Origin of the sequence: Herbaspirillum lusitanum P6-12 (assembly GCF_000256565.1) — a bacterium.
Taxonomy (GTDB): Bacteria; Pseudomonadota; Gammaproteobacteria; order Burkholderiales; family Burkholderiaceae_D; genus Herbaspirillum; species Herbaspirillum lusitanum.
In genome coordinates, this window is the sequence record NZ_AJHH01000372.1 from 1 (window position 1) to 17,334 (window position 17,334).

A 17,334-nucleotide genomic window follows, 5' to 3' on the forward strand; every position below is an offset into this window, starting at 1 on the left:
GTTTTCCGGTTCTTTCTTGAGTGTATGAGTCGCATGTCGTGCAGCGATTGCCTCAGGATGGAAGTAGCGTCCAACCCACGCCGCAAACTGTTCCAGCGCCGAGCACAACACGAAGTAAATGGCGCCGACGAACATGAAAATCTCCATCGGATAAATCATCAGCCGGCTGTTCACCTGCGATGCCACGAACGACAATTCACCGACGCCGACGATGTAGGCCAACGAGCTGTCCTTGATCAGCGTCACCCACTGATTGACGAAGGACGGCAGCATCATCTGCAGCGCCTGCGGCAGCACGATCCAGCGCAGCACATGCAGGCGCGGCAGGCCGAGCGAGAGGCCGGCGTCCCACTGGCCGCTGCGGATGCCGGCAATGCCGGCCGCCACTGAATGCGCCAGATAGGCGGCGCTCACCAGCGACAACGCAAACATCACCGACAGCACGCCGGGTACGTCAATGCCGAAGGCAATCGGCAGCAGGAAGTAAGTCCAGAAGATCAGCATCAGCACGGGAATCGCGCGGAAGAACCCCAGCGCCAGCGTCAGCAGCTTGCGCACCGCGCCGCTACTCATCGCCAGCACCACGCCGAACACCACGCCCAGCAGCGCCGACAGCAGCGCCGAGCCTATGCTCAGCAGCAGCGTCAGCGCGGCGCCGCCGAGCGGTCCGTCAGGGTACGAACCCCACAGCAGATAGGGCAGGTTGTCGAGCAGCACGGCGAATTCCATCAATGCCTCCCCTTGCCGTCATGTGCGAGGCGCGCCTGCAGATGCCAGTGGCCGACGCTCTCGATCAGCGCGATGGCGACGATGTACAGCAACGTGGCGAAGCCGAAGGCCTGGAAGGTGCGGAAGGTCTCGGCCTCCACCTGACGCGAGGTGTACGACAGTTCGGCGAGGCCGATGGCCATCGTCAGCGAAGTGTTCTTGAGAATGTTCATGTATTGGCCCAGCAGCGGCGGCAGCGCAATGCGCACGGCTTGCGGCAGCACGATGTAGCGCACCACCTGCAAGCGGGTCAGGCCGATGGCGGCGCCCGCCAGCGATTGCGTGGCCGGCACGCCGCGCATGCCGGCGCGGATTTCTTCGCTGACGTAGGCGGTGGAGTAGAGCACCACGCCGATCATCGCCGCCAGGAATTCAAACGATGGCCAGCTCAGCGTCAGCACGCCCAGGAAGCGGATGCTGTGGGCGGCGTTGAGCCACTCCATCGCCCCTTCGGGGAACAGGCCGGGCACGCCGAAATACCAGAACAGCAATTGCACCAGCAGCGGCGTGTTGCGGAACAGCGAAGTGTAGGCCGCGGCCGGCACGCGCAAGCCGGGATGCGCGCTTGAACGCGCCGCCGCCAGGAAGAAGCCGAGCAGCGTCGCCAGCACCACCGTCGCGGCACTGAGCAGCAAAGTGGTCTGGAAGCCGTGCCACATCCACAGCAGGTATTTGGGGGCGAGCAGCTGGCTGGTGTCGAAATGGGAGAGCATTCAGTAACCGGTGGAAATCATTGGCGCAGTCAAACGAGAACAGCCGCACAGGGCGGCTGGTTCTCATCGCGGGCGATCCGCTTACTTGTCGCGCAGCTTGGCGTCGCCGATCTTGAACAGGCGCGGCAGCGGCGATTTGCTTTGCGGGCCGAACCACTTGTCGTAGATCTGTTGCGCGGTGCCGTTCTTCTCGAGATCGCGCAGCCAATCGTTCAGGTAGGAAACCAGGCGCGCTTCGCCCTTGGGCACGCCGACGCCTTCATATTCTTCCGAGATGGCGAAGGCCGGGATTTCGTATTTGTCCTTGTCCGGCAGTCCTGCCAGGATCGCGGTCAGCTTGGAACCGTCCTGGCTGAACGCCTGGATGTTGCCGTTTCGCAGCGCGGCCAGGCCGAGCGGGGTGTCGTCATACAGCACCACCTTGGTGTCGGGATACTTCTCACGCAGGGTGGTTTCCATGGTGGTGCCCTTGTCGGTGCCGACGCGGATGTCCTTGATGCCGTCGGCGTTCTTCAGCACGCCCTTCCTGGCGAGGAATTGCTGGCCCGAGGCGAAGTAAGGAATGCTGAAGTCGATGACCTTGGCGCGGTCTTCGGTGATGGTGAAATTGGCGAACACCAGATCGACCTTGTTGGACGACAGCAGCGGAATGCGGTTGGCGGGATTGGTCGGAACGATTTCAACCTTCACGCCGAGTTTCTTGCCGAGTTCATTGGCGTAGTCGATGTCGAGGCCGACGATTTTCTTGCTGGTCGCATCGACGTAGCCGAACGGCGGATTGCCATCAAAAGCCGCCACGCGCAGTACGCCGGCCTTCCTGATGTCGTCGAGCTTGTCGGCGTGGGCGGCGACCGGCAGCAGGGTCAGCGCAACGGCGGATGCAAAGAAAAAGGGGGACAGTGAAGCACGCAATTTCATGGATATTTTCCTTGTTGTCGTGAAATGGCGGGATGCATTTCAATGCAGGCGGATAACCGGCGTGGTCGTACATCCCGTTGGCGCGGATGCACCAAATGGGAGCGAGTATAGGAAGACGTGACGGGATCTGGGAACGACTATTTACGGCTTTGTTTATGCGGAAAACGGCACAGGAAAAACGCGTGGGGGTAGCAGCGGAAGTTGAAGGAAAATAAGGAGGGAAGAACACGACAAACCGGCGTCATTGCAGAGATTGCAGTTCGCCGGTCAGTTAAATAACTTCAATAAACAACTTCAGTCCGCGGCGGCGTGGCGCCGGGGCGGACTGTCTGTCATCGACATGCAGCGGTCGATCAACGTGTGGTGTTGATGTAGTTGTTGCGGGCGACGTCGCCGCGAGTCTGGCTGAGTTCGGCCAGGACGTCGGCACGGGTCTTGTTCGATACGACAGGAGCAGGATTGAAGGTGTCCTGGTAGTTGCGACGACCCAGGTCGCCACCGGCTTGCTTCACTTCGGCGACGACTTCAGCGCGGGTCTTGGTCGAGGTGAAAGCTTGTTGTGGCGGATAGGGGGTTTCAGCAAGTGCGGAACCGGCGGCGGCGATCAGGGCAGTAGCAGCGATAATTTTGGCGATGTTCATTTTATTCTCTCTGAGTAAGTTGCAATTAAGTTGAAGTATCTGGTTGGAACAACAGCGATGCCGGCAGAAATCTGGTGAAGAAAATTTCCTGTACTGCCGGGCGCACTACCGAGATAGGTTCAGAGTTTTGTTTTGCAACCACTTATTTTTGCGTTATCTGAAAAGAGAATGACTGATATACACAGATCGTCTGACTGAAGGCCTTTGTTCATGGCGGACGGATAATCACCGGTATTGTTCGGATAAATCCGCCGATTTTTCGTGCACGTTTCAGCGGCCGACCACGATTGTTCCGGAAAGGCGAATACAGAATCAGCGCCGGTGGTTTCAATGCGGTCGATGAAAACTTTTCGCCCCGCGTTCAAGGGCCTGCGAAGAAGCGTTGAGCCGGATGCCGCTTACTGCAGGAGGCCGCCGCCGCTCCTCGGGGTTGGCATCTGTTGCAGGCTGCTCGCCAGCACCGCCGCCGCCGAGCGTGTCTCCACGCCGAGTTTGACGAAGATGTGTTCGAGGTGCTTGTTCACCGTGCGCGGACTCATGCCGAGGATCTCGGCGATGTCGCGGTTGGTCTTGCCCTTGCCCAGCCATGCCAGCACGTCGCTTTCGCGCGGGGTCAGGTGAAAGCATCCCGCCGGCGGATTGGCTGAGGCGTCGTGGCCGAGCGTCGGACGCATCGCCGCAATCGACGAGCTCGCAGCGATGTCGGCGGCAAGATTCTTTTCTTCCAGCAGCAAGGTGATCTCGTGTCCTTGTCCCGCAGCAGAGAGAGCGACGCGCAGTTCGCAGTCGCCTTGCGTCACGACCAGCGGGCGGATGTCGCCATTGCCTTGCCGTTGACGCACCAGGCTTTCGTTAAGCCAGGATTGCAGCATCATCGGCAATTTGTGCGTGGCATTGGCGCCGGCCCCGGCAGGGAAATATTTTTCCAGCCATAGCGAAGCCTTGCTGGTTTGCCACAGCGGCAGGCCGTTGCCGCTGAGGACGATCACGGCATGGGCGGCGTGTTCGAGCATGCCGCGCGCCTGCGACATCATGCGCGCGGTCTTGATGTGGGCGCCGATGCGCGCGACCACTTCCTGCGGCTTGATCGGCTTGGTCACGTAGTCGATGCCGCCGACCTCGAAGCCGCGCACCACGTGCTCGGTCTCCGTCAGGCCGGTCATGAACACCACCGGCACGTGGTTGACGCTCTTGATCAGCTTGATGCGCTTGCAGGTTTCAAAACCGTCGATGCCCGGCATCATGGCGTCCAGCAGGATCAGGTCCGGCGTGATGTAGTCGAGCCGCTCCAGCGCGCTGATGCCGTCGGTGGCGACCAGCACGATGTGGCCGCTCTCGTCGAGCGAGTCGGACAGCATGGCCAGGTTGTCTGGCTTGTCGTCGACGATCAGGACGACATGCCGATCAAACGTTGTTGACATCATGACGAATCATCTCCTTGATACGGGTGACATATTCATTCAGGCGGAACTGTTTGACCAGTTGCCTGAGTTCCGTGGTGAAGGGAAGGTAAGCCGAACTCTGTTGTTCCATCTCGTCGATCTTCTTGAGGATGCCCTTGGCGTAACCGATGGAGCCGAGCTCCAGCAGCGCCTGCAACTTTTCCTGCGACGGCATCAGCATCATCGGCTGCGCGACGACGGTTTCCTTCACCGGCGCCGAAGACAGGGGAGGAGGCAAGGCCGCCGACACCCAGTCGATGCGCAGCTGCTGCCGGATCTTCGACAGCAATTCGGTGTATGACACCGGCTTGACCACGAAGTCGTTGTACAGCGGCGGCTCAAGGCCGTCGCCGTCGTTGCTGCGCTCGTGTCCGCTCTCGAACGCATTGGCCGAGACCAGCAGGATGGGAAGCTGCGCCAGTCCGCGCGCGCGGATGGCGCGCGCCACGCTCCAGCCATCCATCTGCGGCATGGCGATGTCGAGCAGCACCAGGTCCGGTATGCCTCGCGCCAGTTCTTCCAGGCAGGCGATGCCGCCGTCGGCCTCGACCACCTCGAAGCCCAGCGGCAGCAGCATCTCCTTGAGCAGCAGCCGTTGCGAAGCCTGGTCGTCGACCACCAGCACGCGCTTGGAGGGGCCGATGTAACCCGACATCTGGTCTTCCAGCTTCAGGCGCGGACGCGGCACGTGCACTTCCGGCAGATAGATCTTCAGGTGGAAGCTGCTGCCGCTGCCGACCTTGCTCTTTACCGCCAGCTCGCCGCCCATGATGTGGGTAAGCATGCTGCTGATCGCCAGGCCGAGGCCGGTGCCGATGTCTTCGCGCAGGTTGGCGGCGTTGCTGCGCTCGAACGGCAGGAAGATGCGTTCCAGGTCGTCGTCGGCAATCCCGATGCCGGTGTCGATGATGTCGAAGTAGGCGATCTCGCGCAGGTAACGCACGCGCACCGTCACGCTGCCGCTGTCGGTGAACTTGACGGCATTGCCGAGCAGGTTGATCAGGATCTGGCGCAGGCGCTTCTGGTCGGCGTGCACGATGTGCGGGATGCGGCCGGTCTTTTCGAAGCGGAAGCTCAGGCCCTTCTGTTCCGCCTGCGGCGCGAACATGCCGGCGATCTGTTCGAGGAACTCCCACAGCGCCAGCTCATCCGAGGCCAGGCGCATCTTGCCGGCTTCGATCTTGGCGATGTCGAGCAAACCGTCGATCAGGCTCAGCAGATGTTCGCCGCTGCGGCGGATCACCGCGATGGCATCCTTGCGCGCCGGCGGGATGGTGGCGTCGACATGCAGGATCTGCGCGTAACCGAGGATGCTGTTGAGCGGCGTGCGCAGTTCATGGCTCATGCCGGTGACGAAGCGGCTCTTGGCCAGATTGGCGGATTCGGCGGCTTCCTTGGCGCGTTGCAGTTCGGCGTCGGTCTGTTTGTGGGCTTCGATTTCCTGCAGCAGCAGATTGGTCTGGCGTTCGGATTCTTCGTGCGCGACGCTGCGGCTTTCGTTGGTCAGGATCAGCCACCAGGAGCCGACGCCGATCAGCACCAGCAGCGTACAGAACAGCTTGATGAAAATGCTCTGGATGGAATCCGGACCGCTCGGCGTCAGCCCGGAGATGCCCGCCATCTGCTGGAAGTACAGCATCCACAGCACCACCGCCAGTCCGCCCGAGAGCAGGCCGAACACAATCAGGTAATGGCCGATGCGGGTATTGAGCTTGAGCGTGAAGCGCGACGGCAGCAGCGCCTGCAAGGTGCTGAACACCTGGTTCGGCAAACGCGCCGCCGGCGTCTTGCAGCGGTCGTTGCAGCGCGCGTCGAGCGAGCAGCACAGCGAACAGATCGCGCCCTGGTACGCCGGGCAGTGCGCCATGTCGGGCATCTCGAACTGGTTGCCGCAGATGACGCATTCGAGTGCGGCGTGCTGGTGATCCGAATTTTTTCCCGTATGGAGATGTTCAGGCAAGGTGTCTTTGCGCGCGATGTAATAGCGGCTCCTGGTCGCGATGGCGATCAGCGGCGCCATCAGCATGGCGGTGCCGAGCGCGATGAACGGCGACATCGCGGCCGCCAGTTTGCCGAGCACGCCGGACATGGCGATGGCGGAAAGAATGGAGGCGATCGCCATCGAACCGACGCCGACCGGATTGATGTCATACAGGTGCGCGCGCTTGAACTCGATATGCGCCGGGCTCAGCTTGAGCGGCTTGTTGATCACCAGGTCCGACACCACCGCGCCGATCCACGAGATTGCCACCAGGCTGTACAACGCCAGCACGTGTTCCAGCGCATTGAACACGCCGAGCTCCATCAGCAGCACCGCGATCAGCACGTTGAACACCAGCCACACCACGCGGCCCGGATGGCTGTGCGTCAGCCGCGCGAAGAAGTTGGACCACGCCAGCGAGCCGGCGTAGGCGTTGGTGACGTTGATCTTGATCTGCGACACCACCACGAACAGCGCCACCGCAGCCAGCACCAGCGCCGGATTGGAGAACACGTACTGATAGCCGATCAGGTACATCTGGGTCGGCTCCACCGCCTTGCCCATCGGTACTTCATGTTGCACGGCCAGGAAGGCCAGCAGCGCGCCGCCCAGCATCTTGGCGCCGCCCAGCAGGATCCATCCCGGTCCCGCCAGAAGCAGTGCGGTCCACCAGCGGCCGCGATTGGCCTGGGTCTTCTCCGGCAGGAAGCGCAGGAAGTCGACCTGTTCGCCGATCTGGGCGATCAGCGAAAACGCCACCGTCGCCGCCGCGCCGAACAGATAGATGTTGAACGAACCGCCTTCTTCGGCACGCCCGGAAAAGGTGATCAGGTTGGTGAGCGCATCCGGTTCCTTATAGAGGACGCAGATATACGGCAGCGTCAGCAGCACGATCCACAACGGCTGGGTCCACATTTGCAGCCGGTTGATCAACGTGATGCCGTACGCCACCATCGGGATCACGATCAGCGAACACAGCACGTAGCCGTAGACCAGAGGCAGGCCGAAATAGATTTCGATGGCCTGCGCCATGATGGCCGCCTCCAGCGCAAAGAAGATGAAGGTGAAGCTGGCGTAGATCAGCGAGGTGACGGTCGAGCCGATGTAGCCGAAGCCGGCGCCGCGCGTGAGCAGGTCCATGTCGACGCCGTACCTGGCGGCGTAATAACTGATCGGCAACCCGGTCAGGAAGAACAGCACCACCACGCAGGCGATCGCCCAGAAGGTGTTGGTAAATCCATAACTCAGGGTGATGGCGCCGCTGATTGCCTCCAGCGCCAGGAACGAGGTCGCGCCCAGCGCCGTATTGGCCAGGCGGAATTCCGACCAGCGCCGGAACGAGCGCGGCGTATAGCGCAGCGCGTAGTCTTCCAGCGTCTCGTTGGCGACCCAGGTGTTGTAGTCGCGCCGGACCTTGACGATGCGTTGGATGGCGGGATTGGTCAATTTTTGCTCGCGTTGGTGATCAATGCCGGGGTGAGGGTGAAAGCGGCGACTCCGACACTCCGGGTGCAACTGTCGCGACTTCTTCCCGACGAAGCAATTTTCAAACCAATCGGCGAACTGCGGCATACGTCAAATGACGTATGCGGACAGGCAGGCATCGCGCCTGCACCCCGCGTGTTTCCCCGGCGTTCCTTCCCGATTCACCAAAACACGGCACCGGCATCGCCTTCTTGCGGCCGGAAAACGCACCAATACCATGCCGTGCACGAGCGAAACCTGTGCGACCGGGCGCAAGGGATCACGCCCACCGGTCATCCGGTTTTACGTCAAACAACGTATTGTTGCGCCGCACCGCAAAACCTATTCTCCATCCCAGAACGAGCAGGAAGCACAGCGGGAGGGAGAGAACACTCGCATGTCGGTCCCGGCTTTCGCCTCGTTTTGTTTCAATCGATTCAGCCTGATCGACACGACCACGTCCGATTACTTCCAATAACGCTCGAAAGGAGTACCGCATGTCGCACCGTTCCTCTTCCAAACCGCCTTCATCGCAACGCCGCAAGATCATGATGGGCATCGTCGCAGGCGCCGCCGGTGCAGCCATGGCGTTCCCCGGCCTGGCCATGGCGCAGCAGTTCCCGACCGCCAAGGTCAACACCACCAAGCTGGCCATCACGGACACTGAAGTCACGGTCGGCCAGTTGCACTCGGCCACCGGCACCATGGCGATCAGCGAAACCGGTTCGATCCAGGCCGAGCGCCTGGCGATCGATCAGATCAACTCCATGGGCGGCATCCTCGGCCGCAAGATCAAGATCATCCAGGAAGACGGCGCCAGCGACTGGCCGACCTTTGCCGAAAAAGCCAAGAAGCTGCTCGAGAACGACCACGTCGCCGCCGTGTTCGGCTGCTGGACCTCGGCCTCGCGCAAGGCCGTGCTGCCGGTCTTCGAAAAGGACAACGGCCTGCTCTACTACCCGACCTTCTATGAAGGCCTGGAGCAATCCAAGAACGTGTTCTACACCGGCCAGGAAGCCACGCAACAGGTGCTGGCCGGCCTCAACTGGGTGGCAAAAGAGAAGAAGGCCAAGACCTTCTTCCTGATCGGCTCCGACTACATCTGGCCGCGCACTTCCAACAAGATCGCCCGCAAGCACATCGAGAACGTGCTCAAGGGGTCGGTGGTCGGCGAAGAGTATTACCCGCTCGGCAATACGCAATTTGGCTCGCTGATCAACAAGATCAAGCTGAAAAAACCGGACGTGATTTTTGCCGACGTGGTCGGCGGCAGCAACGTGGCGTTCTACAAGCAGCTGAAAGCAGCCGGCGTCACCGCCAAGACGCAAAACCTGCTGACCATCTCCGTGACCGAAGATGAAATGCTCGGCATCGGCGGCGAAAACGTCGAAGGCTTCTACGCCTCGATGAAATATTTCCAAAGCCTCGACAACCCGAACAACAAGAAATTCGTGGCCGAGTTCAAGGCCAAGTTCGGCGCCAATTCAGTGATCGGCGACGTCACGCAGGCAGCCTACCTCGGCCCGTGGCTGTGGAAGGCCGCGGTTGAAAAAGCCGGCAGCTTCGACGTCGACAAGGTGGTCGCCGCCTCGCCGGGCCTGGAGCTGAAGACCGCGCCGGAAGGCTACGTCAAGGTCCACGCCAACCATCACCTGTGGAGCAAGACCCGCATCGGCGAAGCGCAGAAGGACGGTCAGTTCAAGGTCATCTATGAATCCGACCTGATCGAGCCGAATCCTTTCCCCAAGGGCTATCAATAATCGCCCGGCGGTAATTTTTGTTGGCAGCAAAGCGGCGGCGTCTGTAGTGACATGCGGGCGCTGCCGCCCATGCAGTTGAAATTGAAGTTGAAGTTGAACAGTTGAAGTACCCAGACATTGCTTATCAATCACCCAGGGCGGGAGTCAACATGGTTTCTCTATCCGAATTTTTCGCCATCTTCGCCATGCAGGGCTTCAACGGCCTCTCGGTGTTTTGCGTGCTGCTGCTGATGGCGTTGGGCCTGGCCATCATCTTCGGCCAGATGGGCGTGATCAACATGGCGCATGGCGAGTTCCTGACCATCGGCGCCTACATCACCTATCTGCTGTCGCACCTGACCACGACTTATGCGCCCAGCCTGCAACCGTTCTATTTCTTCGGCGCGGTGGTGCTGTCGTTCATCGTCGCCTACGGCTTTGGCTACCTGACCGAGCTGCTGCTGATCAGCCGGCTCTACAAACGCCCGCTCGATACGCTGCTGGCGACCTGGGGCCTGAGCCTGGCGATGCAGCAGACCTTCCGCTCCATTTTCGGCGCCAAGGAAGTCAGCGCGACCTTGCCGGACTGGCTGCTCGGCTCGTTCAAGCCGACCGAGAACATCGACATCCCGATCAACGGCCTGTTCATGATGGTGCTGACGCTGCTGCTGACCGGCACCATCTTCATCCTGCTGTTCCGTTCGCGCTGGGGCCTGCAAGTGCGCGCCACCATGCAGAACCGCGTCATGAGCGGCGCCGTCGGCATCAATACCCGCAAGGTCGACCGCACCACCTTCGCCCTCGGTTGCGGCGTGGCGGGCGTGGCCGGCGCGGCGTTCACCACGATCGGCTCGACCGGTCCCACCAGTGGTTCGCTGTACATCGTCGACACCTTCCTGGTGGTGGTGTTCGGCGGCGCGCAGAGCCTGATCGGCACGATCGCTTCGGCCTTCTCGATTGCGCAGACGCAGTCCACTGCCGAGTTCTTCCTGACCGGTTCGATGGCCAAGGTGCTGACGCTGTCGGCGGTGATCCTGATCCTGATGCTGCGTCCGCAGGGCTTGTTCTCGGTGCGCGTACGTAAATGAATCGTCTTACAGATTTCCCTCAGCGAGGCTCAACAATGAATGCAGCATACGAAAAATTATTGGGAGGCAGGTCCGGATTGATGGGCTTGCTGATACTGGGCGTGCTGTTGCTGGTGGTCTTTCCGCTCGGCCTGGATATCTTCCGTCTCAATCTTGTCGGCAAATACCTGTCCTACGCCTTCGTCGCCGTCGGCCTGGTGCTGTGCTGGGGCTACGGCGGCATCCTGAGCCTCGGCCAGGGCGTGTTCTTCGGCGTTGGCGGCTACTGCATGGCGATGTTCCTGAAGCTGGAAGCCTCGGACCCGATCAGCACAAAAATTCAGTCCACGCCGGGCATCCCCGACTTCATGGACTGGAACCAGATTACCTCGCTGCCGGCGATGTGGCAGCCCTTCCACAGCTTCAGCTTCACCGTGCTGGCAGTGCTGGCGGTGCCGACACTGCTGGCGCTGATCATCGGCACGGCGATGTTCAAGCGCCGTGTCGGCGACGTCTACTTCTCCATCGTGACGCAGGCGATTGCCGCGATCCTGTCGATCCTGATCATCGGCCAGCAAGGCCTGACCGGCGGCGTCAACGGCATCACCGACCTGAAGACGCTGATGGGTTGGGATATCCGCACCGACAGCGCCAAGGTGATCCTGTACTTCGTCAATGCCGGCCTGCTGTTCGCCTGCATCCTGTTCGGCCGCTACATCCTGACCTCCAAGCTCGGCCGCCTGCTGATGGCGATGCGCGACAAGGAAGAACGCGTGCGTTTCTCCGGCTACGACGTCGCCAGCTTCAAGGTGTTCGTGTTCTGCGTGGCGGCGATGTTCTCGGCCATCGGCGGCGCCATGTTCACCTTGCAGGTCGGCTTCATGTCGCCGTCCTTCGTCGGCATCGTGCCGTCGATCGAGATGGTGATCTACGCCGCGGTCGGCGGTCGCATGTCGCTGCTGGGCGCGGTGTACGGCACGCTGCTGGTCAACTTCGGCAAGACTTATTTCTCCGAGACCTTCCCCGAGCTGTGGCTGTTCCTGATGGGCGGCCTGTTCATCGCGGTGGTGATGTACTTCCCCAACGGCCTGGCCGGCGTGTATGAAAAGCAGGGCAAGAAATTATTGGCCAACTTCCTGGCGAAGTTCTCGCGCAAGAAAGCGGCGCCGCCCGAACCGGCGAAGCCGAAAGCCGCCGCCAAGACCGATCCGACCGACATCCATCTCGACGGCGCCAACCTGGAGGCCAGCAAATGAGCAACGCACCCATCGGATTCGAATCGACCGATCACCCGGTTCTGGCGATTGAAGACCTGACGGTTTCCTTCGACGGCTTCAAGGCGGTCGACAAGCTCAACCTGTATGTCCAGCGCAATGAAGTGCGCGTGGTGATCGGCCCCAACGGCGCCGCCGGCAAGACCACCGTGCTGGACCTGATCTGCGGCAAGACCCAGGCCACCTCGGGCAGCATCCGTTTCAACAATCACGAGCTGACCAAGATGAGCGAGCACGCCATCGTGCGCGTCGGCGTCGGTCGCAAGTTCCAGACGCCATCCATCTACGAAAACCTCAGCGTGTTCGAGAACCTGGAGATGTCCTTTCCGCGCGGCCGCAAGGTGTTCGGCGCGCTGACCTTCAAGCGCACCGCCGACGTGGTGGCGCGCGTCGAATCGGTGGCGGCGGAGATCTTCCTCGACCAGCATTTGTATACCCAGGCCGACCTGCTGTCGCACGGCCAGAAGCAATGGCTGGAGATCGGCATGCTGCTGATGCAGGAGCCGGAACTGCTGATGCTGGACGAGCCGGTCGCCGGTATGAGCGTGTCCGAGCGCGAAAAGACCGCGCAGCTGCTGGGCCGCATCAGCCAGGGCCGTTCGGTGGTGGTGATCGAGCACGACATGGATTTCGTCAAGAGCATCGCGCACAAGGTGACCGTGCTGCATCAGGGAAAAATCCTCGCCGAGGGCAGCATGGACAAGGTGCAGTCCGATCCCAAAGTTATCGACGTGTATTTAGGTCACTGAGTCGGCCATTCATTCAATTTCGGAGCCAGCCATGTTCAACGTATCCCATCTCGCCTCCGGCTACGGCCAGAGCGCCGTCATCCACGACATCAACTTGTCGGTGGCGAAGGAAGAAATCGTCGCCGTCATGGGCCGCAACGGCATGGGCAAGACCACGCTGTTCAAGACGCTGATGGGCATCCTGCCGCTGCGCGACGGCAGCATCAAGATCGACGGCGTCGAACTGGGCGCCATGGAAAGCCACCAGCGCGTCTCGCGCGGCGTCGCCTACGTGCCGCAGGGCCGCATGATTTTTCCCGGCATGACGGTGCTGGAAAACATACAGACCGGTCTCGCCGCCGATGCGCGCGGCAAGGTGCCGGACGAGTTGTACGCGCTGTTCCCGGTGCTGTACGAAATGCGCAGCCGCAAGGGCGGCAACCTGTCGGGCGGCCAGCAGCAGCAGCTGGCGATTGCGCGCGCGCTGGCGACCAATCCGCGCGTGCTGCTGCTGGACGAGCCGACCGAGGGCATCCAGCCGTCCATCATCAAGGACATCGCGCGCAGCCTGAAAGAAATCCGCAAGATCCGCGAGCTCACCATCATCGTGTCGGAACAGGTGCTGAGCTTCACGCTGGACATCGCCGATCGCTTCCTGGTCATCGACAAGGGCCGCTTCGTCTATGAAGACACGCGCGCCAACGTCGATGCGCCAACCATCAGCAAGTACTTGTCTGTTTAAGAAGTTGTTCTGCAACCGTTTTGAAAAAGGAGTGGCGTCATGAGGCATGGAGACATATCAAGCAGTAAAGACGCGGTGGGCGTGGCGGTCGTCAACTACAAGATGCCGCGCCTGCACACCCGCGCTGAAGTGATGGACAACGTCAACCGGATCGCAGCCATGCTGATCGGCATGAAGCAAGGTTTGCCGGGCCTCGATCTGGTCATTTTCCCGGAGTACTCGACGCACGGCATCATGTACGACGAGAAGGAAATGTACGACACCGCCGCCAGCATTCCCGGCGAAGAGACCCGCGTGTTTTCGGAAGCCTGCCGCATCGCCGATGTCTGGGGCGTGTTCTCGCTGACCGGCGAGCGCCACGAAGAGCATCCGCACAAGGCGCCGTACAACACGCTGATCCTGATCAACAACCAGGGCGAGATCGTGCAGAAGTACCGCAAGATCATGCCGTGGACGCCGATCGAGGGCTGGTATCCGGGCGACACCACTTACGTTTGCGACGGCCCCAAGGGACTGAAGGTCAGCCTGATCATCTGCGACGACGGCAACTATCCGGAAATCTGGCGCGACTGCGCCATGAAGGGCGCCGAACTGATCGTACGCTGCCAGGGTTACATGTATCCGGCCAAGGAACAGCAAATACTGGTGTCCAAGGCGATGGCGTGGATGAACAACGTCTACGTCGCCGTCGCCAACGCGGCCGGCTTCGACGGCGTGTATTCCTATTTCGGCCACTCGGCGATCGTCGGTTTCGACGGTCGCACGCTGGGCGAATGCGAGACCGAAGAGATGGGCATCCAGTACGCCGAACTGTCGGTCGGCGCGATCCGCGATGCGCGCCGCAACTGGCAGTCGCAGAACCATCTGTTCAAGCTGGTGCACCGCGGCTACACCGGCAAGATCAATTCCGGCGAGTCGTCGGCGGGCGTGGCCGATTGCCCCTTTGATTTCTACAAGACCTGGGTCAACGATCCGCAGGCGGCACGCGCCCAGGTGGAGGCGATCACGCGCAAGACCGCCGGCACGCCGGAATGTCCGGTGCCCGGCATTCCCAACGAATAAATCGTCAATTCACCCTTATTCCACACGACAAGGAGAGTCGCATGCAACATTTCAAGATCAAGCCCGGCGTACCGCTGGCAGAGCAGCCTGAACTCGGCCACAACCGCTGGCATCCCGACCTGCCTTTCCTGTCGTCGGTCAAGCCGGGCGAGTCCATCCTGATCGAGTCGCTGGATTTCCTCGATGCACAGATCAAGGACACCGACGATATCTCCGACGTCAAGAACGTCGACCTCACGCGCGCACATCCGCTGACCGGTCCTTTCCATGTCGAAGGCGCCGAGCCGGGCGACCTGCTGGTGATCGATCTGCTCGACATCAAGCCGGTCACGCCGGTGGGTTTCTCGGGCGTGTTCTCCAAGGAAAACGGCGGCGGCTTCCTGGCCGATTATTTTCCCGATGCCGACAAGGCCATCTGGGACCTGAAGGGCCTGTACGCCACCTCGCGCCACATCCCCGGCGTGCGCATCGCCGGTCTCACGCATCCGGGCCTGATGGGATGTCTGCCGTCGCACGATCTGCTGGCCGAATGGAACCGGCGCGAAGCTCCGCTGGCCGCCAAGGGCCTGGCGCAGCCACCGAACCCCAGCACCGCCGTGCTGCGCGGCCTGACCGGGGCCAAGTTCGACGAGATGGCCAAGGTGGCGGCGCGCACCGTGCCGCCGCGGGAGCATGGCGGCAATACCGACATCAAGGACCTGTCGGCGGGTACCCGCATCTTCTTCCCGGTGTATGTGAAGGGCGCCGGCTTCTCGATGGGCGATTTGCACTTCTCGCAAGGCGACGGCGAGATCGGTTTCTGCGGCGCGATTGAAATGGACGGCGTCAGCCACGTCGGCTTCGACCTGATCAAGGGCGGCATGGCGAAGTACAACATCACTTCGCCGATCTTCATGCCGAGCATCGTCAAGCCGCACTACGAGCAATGGCTGACCTTCGAAGGCATCAGCGTCGAGAACGGCGTCAACTATTACCTCGACGCCACCGTCGCCTATCGCCAGGCCTGCCTGAAAGCGATCGACTACCTGACCCACTTCGGCTACACCGGCAGCCAGGCCTACATGCTGCTGACCGCCGCACCGGTGGAGGGACGCATCGGAGGCATCGTGGATATCCCGAACTGCGCATGTACGGTGTCGTTGCCGACCTCGATCTTCGATCAGGACATCACGCCGAAAGGCATGCTGAACGACAAGTCGTACTGGGGACGAAAGCCCTAGTCGTTCAGTCCTTTAGCCCCTGTTGCGGATGGAGGCTGCATTCCGTCCGCAATTCGTCTATCCGAACCATCGCTACACCGGAGCAGAACATGCCCTTATACGATATCCGCTGCAGCCACTGCGAAGGCATCTTTGAAAAATTACTCAAGATGCAGGCCTTGCACGGTCAGGTCGCATGCCCCTACTGCAAGGAGGACACCATTGCCGCACCGATGTTGACCGGTGCGCGCGTCGGCGTGCAGGTGACGCAACGCTGGCGTCCGCGCAATGGCGCCGAGCAGCTCGCAGGACAGGGCGCAGCAGGTCCCGGCGCGCATGCGGGTGCGGGGCGCAGCAGCGTGCTGCATAACTGCAAGGGACACAGCTGCAGTATTTGCCTGACCTGAGGTTCACGCGATCAATGTGAAGAAACGAACTGCGCGCCGTCCTCGTGCGGCGGCAGCGCAAAGCTCTTGCGCATGCGGTCGACTTCTTCCACTGGCGTGCGGCCGAACAGGCGCTTGAATTCGCGGCTGAACTGCGACGCGCTTTCATAGCCGACTTGCGCACAGGCGGCGCCCGCCGTCATGCCGTTGCGCAGCATCAGCAGGCGCGCCTGATGCAGCCGCGTCGATTTCAGATATTGCAGCGGCGAGGTATCCGTCACCGTTTTGAAATGCGCATGGAAGGTCGGCACGCTCATGCCGGCTTCCTTCGCCAGTTGATCGATACCGAGCGCTTCGTCATAGCTGCGATGAATCATGCTGATCGCACGGGAGATCTTGCCGAACTGGCCCTGCATGGTCAGCGCGGCGCGCATTGTTCCACCTTGTTGACCGGTCAGCACGCGGAAATAGATTTCGCGCCGCAGCGACGGTCCCAATACTTCAGCTTCAAGCGGATCGTTCATTGCTTCCAGAAAGCGCAGCACGGAAATACCCAGTTCCGTCTCCATCGGCGTCGACACCATCCCGCGCGGTTTGGCCGCGCTGGGTCCGACACAGTCGTCGATCTGCATCATCAGCTCGGCTGCGACCTTGAAATCCAGCCGCAGGTAAATCGCCAGCATCGGCTCCTTTTCGCTGGCGTCGGTCTCCATCGAAAACGGCACCGGCACCGATACCGCCAGGTAGTGCTGGGCGTCGTACAAATACACTTCCGAACCGAGATAGCCGCGCTTGCGCCCCTGCGCCACGATCACGATGCCCGGTTCATACAGCACCGGCATGCGTTTCAGCGGGCGGTTCGAACGCAGGAAGCGCACGTCGGCCAGCGGCGACAGGTTGTAGCCTTCCAGCGGCGTCAGCGCCGCCAGCAGTTCAACCATGCGGCGGCGGACTTCCTTCGGCGGGCTGAGTGACGGGGAGGTTGGCATGTCATTGAATCCGGCAATTTGCAATGCAGCTACTGTGCCATTGTTTCGATGTAGTTGCCGCTGAGTTTATCGCGGCGTCAGAGAATCAGGCAAACATGCGAGAAGAACCGGCAGCCGCGGCGTGCGTGGAAATCGATAATGGCCTGGTCGGTTTTTGTTCTTGTTTTTCACGCACAGCAAAGGAATTGCCATGTCTGCATCCAAAACTTTTTTCATCAGGC

At 61.2% G+C, this 17,334-nt stretch carries 16 protein-coding genes; 9 read left to right on the forward strand and 7 right to left on the reverse strand.

Going from position 1 to position 17,334, the window contains the following annotated elements; all coding sequences use genetic code 11:
- From HLUSI_RS0111750 to HLUSI_RS0111775, 6 genes are all read right to left on the reverse strand, one after another.
- On the reverse strand, window positions 1-729 hold a 729-nt coding region (locus HLUSI_RS0111750; RefSeq protein ID WP_016834166.1), incomplete at its 3' end, for an amino acid ABC transporter permease.
- Window positions 729-1,481: an amino acid ABC transporter permease gene (locus HLUSI_RS0111755; protein WP_016834167.1), complete on the reverse strand. Its 753-nt coding sequence runs from the start codon at window positions 1,479-1,481 to the stop codon at window positions 729-731. The genes HLUSI_RS0111750 and HLUSI_RS0111755, both read right to left, overlap by 1 nt.
- Window positions 1,482-1,562: 81 nt before the next feature.
- Window positions 1,563-2,399, reverse strand: a complete 837-nt coding sequence (locus HLUSI_RS0111760) for an ABC transporter substrate-binding protein (RefSeq protein WP_016834168.1) — start codon at window positions 2,397-2,399, stop codon at window positions 1,563-1,565.
- 353 nt (window positions 2,400-2,752) lie between these two features.
- Window positions 2,753-3,040, reverse strand: a complete 288-nt coding sequence (locus tag HLUSI_RS0111765) for a DUF4148 domain-containing protein (protein WP_016834169.1) — start codon at window positions 3,038-3,040, stop codon at window positions 2,753-2,755.
- Between the two features lie 398 nt (window positions 3,041-3,438).
- Window positions 3,439-4,464, reverse strand: a complete 1,026-nt coding sequence (locus HLUSI_RS0111770) for a response regulator transcription factor (protein WP_016834170.1) — start codon at window positions 4,462-4,464, stop codon at window positions 3,439-3,441.
- Entirely contained in the window at window positions 4,445-7,909 is a 3,465-nt protein-coding gene (locus HLUSI_RS0111775; RefSeq protein ID WP_016834171.1) for a hybrid sensor histidine kinase/response regulator, read from the reverse strand. Before HLUSI_RS0111775 ends, HLUSI_RS0111770 begins: the two co-directional genes overlap by 20 nt.
- A gap of 133 nt (window positions 7,910-8,042) precedes the next feature.
- Between HLUSI_RS0111775 and HLUSI_RS32630 the strand changes: the two genes are divergently transcribed.
- The 9 genes from HLUSI_RS32630 (at window position 8,043) to HLUSI_RS0111820 (ending at window position 16,145) form a co-directional block, all read left to right on the forward strand.
- On the forward strand, window positions 8,043-8,405 hold the full coding sequence (locus tag HLUSI_RS32630) for a hypothetical protein (protein ID WP_157137836.1): 363 nt from the start codon (window positions 8,043-8,045) through the stop codon (window positions 8,403-8,405).
- Window positions 8,406-8,424: 19 nt separating this feature from the next.
- Entirely contained in the window at window positions 8,425-9,687 is a 1,263-nt protein-coding gene (gene urtA, locus HLUSI_RS0111785) for an urea ABC transporter substrate-binding protein (protein ID WP_016834172.1), read from the forward strand.
- Between the two features lie 149 nt (window positions 9,688-9,836).
- Window positions 9,837-10,754 (forward strand): urea ABC transporter permease subunit UrtB, encoded by a 918-nt coding sequence (gene urtB / locus HLUSI_RS0111790; RefSeq protein WP_016834173.1) that lies wholly within the window; start codon window positions 9,837-9,839, stop codon window positions 10,752-10,754.
- A gap of 35 nt (window positions 10,755-10,789) precedes the next feature.
- Complete coding sequence (gene urtC / locus HLUSI_RS0111795) at window positions 10,790-11,989, forward strand: urea ABC transporter permease subunit UrtC (protein ID WP_029363425.1); 1,200 nt, start codon at window positions 10,790-10,792, stop codon at window positions 11,987-11,989.
- A complete protein-coding gene (gene urtD, locus HLUSI_RS0111800; RefSeq protein WP_016834175.1) occupies window positions 11,986-12,756 on the forward strand; it encodes an urea ABC transporter ATP-binding protein UrtD in 771 nt (256 codons plus the stop codon). Before urtC ends, urtD begins: the two co-directional genes overlap by 4 nt.
- A 31-nt stretch (window positions 12,757-12,787) precedes the next feature.
- Complete coding sequence (urtE, locus tag HLUSI_RS0111805) at window positions 12,788-13,477, forward strand: urea ABC transporter ATP-binding subunit UrtE (RefSeq protein ID WP_016834176.1); 690 nt, start codon at window positions 12,788-12,790, stop codon at window positions 13,475-13,477.
- A 39-nt stretch (window positions 13,478-13,516) separates the two neighbouring features.
- The gene (locus tag HLUSI_RS0111810) at window positions 13,517-14,539 is read left to right on the forward strand and encodes an aliphatic amidase (RefSeq protein WP_029363426.1); all 1,023 of its coding nucleotides are present in this window, start codon (window positions 13,517-13,519) and stop codon (window positions 14,537-14,539) included.
- A gap of 41 nt (window positions 14,540-14,580) precedes the next feature.
- On the forward strand, window positions 14,581-15,759 hold the full coding sequence (gene fmdA / locus HLUSI_RS0111815) for a formamidase (protein ID WP_016834178.1): 1,179 nt from the start codon (window positions 14,581-14,583) through the stop codon (window positions 15,757-15,759).
- Window positions 15,760-15,848: 89 nt separating this feature from the next.
- Complete coding sequence (locus HLUSI_RS0111820) at window positions 15,849-16,145, forward strand: FmdB family zinc ribbon protein (RefSeq protein ID WP_016834179.1); 297 nt, start codon at window positions 15,849-15,851, stop codon at window positions 16,143-16,145.
- A gap of 11 nt (window positions 16,146-16,156) precedes the next feature.
- On the opposite strand, the gene HLUSI_RS0111825 is transcribed toward HLUSI_RS0111820, so the two are convergent.
- Window positions 16,157-17,113: an AraC family transcriptional regulator gene (locus HLUSI_RS0111825; RefSeq protein WP_157137837.1), complete on the reverse strand. Its 957-nt coding sequence runs from the start codon at window positions 17,111-17,113 to the stop codon at window positions 16,157-16,159.
- Between the last annotated feature and the right edge of the window lie 221 nt (window positions 17,114-17,334).

Bases quoted from the DNA above. Each gene is read 5' to 3' on its own strand.
- HLUSI_RS0111755 (WP_016834167.1), bottom strand. From the start codon at position 1,481: ATGCTCTCCCATTTCGACACCAGCCAGCTGCTCGCCCCCAAATACCTG.
- HLUSI_RS0111760 (WP_016834168.1), bottom strand. From the start codon at position 2,399: ATGAAATTGCGTGCTTCACTGTCCCCCTTTTTCTTTGCATCCGCCGTT.
- HLUSI_RS0111765 (WP_016834169.1), bottom strand. From the start codon at position 3,040: ATGAACATCGCCAAAATTATCGCTGCTACTGCCCTGATCGCCGCCGCC.
- HLUSI_RS0111770 (WP_016834170.1), bottom strand. From the start codon at position 4,464: ATGATGTCAACAACGTTTGATCGGCATGTCGTCCTGATCGTCGACGAC.
- HLUSI_RS32630 (WP_157137836.1), top strand. From the start codon at position 8,043: ATGACGTATGCGGACAGGCAGGCATCGCGCCTGCACCCCGCGTGTTTC.
- urtA (WP_016834172.1), top strand. From the start codon at position 8,425: ATGTCGCACCGTTCCTCTTCCAAACCGCCTTCATCGCAACGCCGCAAG.
- urtB (WP_016834173.1), top strand. From the start codon at position 9,837: ATGGTTTCTCTATCCGAATTTTTCGCCATCTTCGCCATGCAGGGCTTC.
- urtC (WP_029363425.1), top strand. From the start codon at position 10,790: ATGAATGCAGCATACGAAAAATTATTGGGAGGCAGGTCCGGATTGATG.
- urtD (WP_016834175.1), top strand. From the start codon at position 11,986: ATGAGCAACGCACCCATCGGATTCGAATCGACCGATCACCCGGTTCTG.
- urtE (WP_016834176.1), top strand. From the start codon at position 12,788: ATGTTCAACGTATCCCATCTCGCCTCCGGCTACGGCCAGAGCGCCGTC.
- HLUSI_RS0111810 (WP_029363426.1), top strand. From the start codon at position 13,517: ATGAGGCATGGAGACATATCAAGCAGTAAAGACGCGGTGGGCGTGGCG.
- fmdA (WP_016834178.1), top strand. From the start codon at position 14,581: ATGCAACATTTCAAGATCAAGCCCGGCGTACCGCTGGCAGAGCAGCCT.
- HLUSI_RS0111820 (WP_016834179.1), top strand. From the start codon at position 15,849: ATGCCCTTATACGATATCCGCTGCAGCCACTGCGAAGGCATCTTTGAA.
- HLUSI_RS0111825 (WP_157137837.1), bottom strand. From the start codon at position 17,113: ATGCCAACCTCCCCGTCACTCAGCCCGCCGAAGGAAGTCCGCCGCCGC.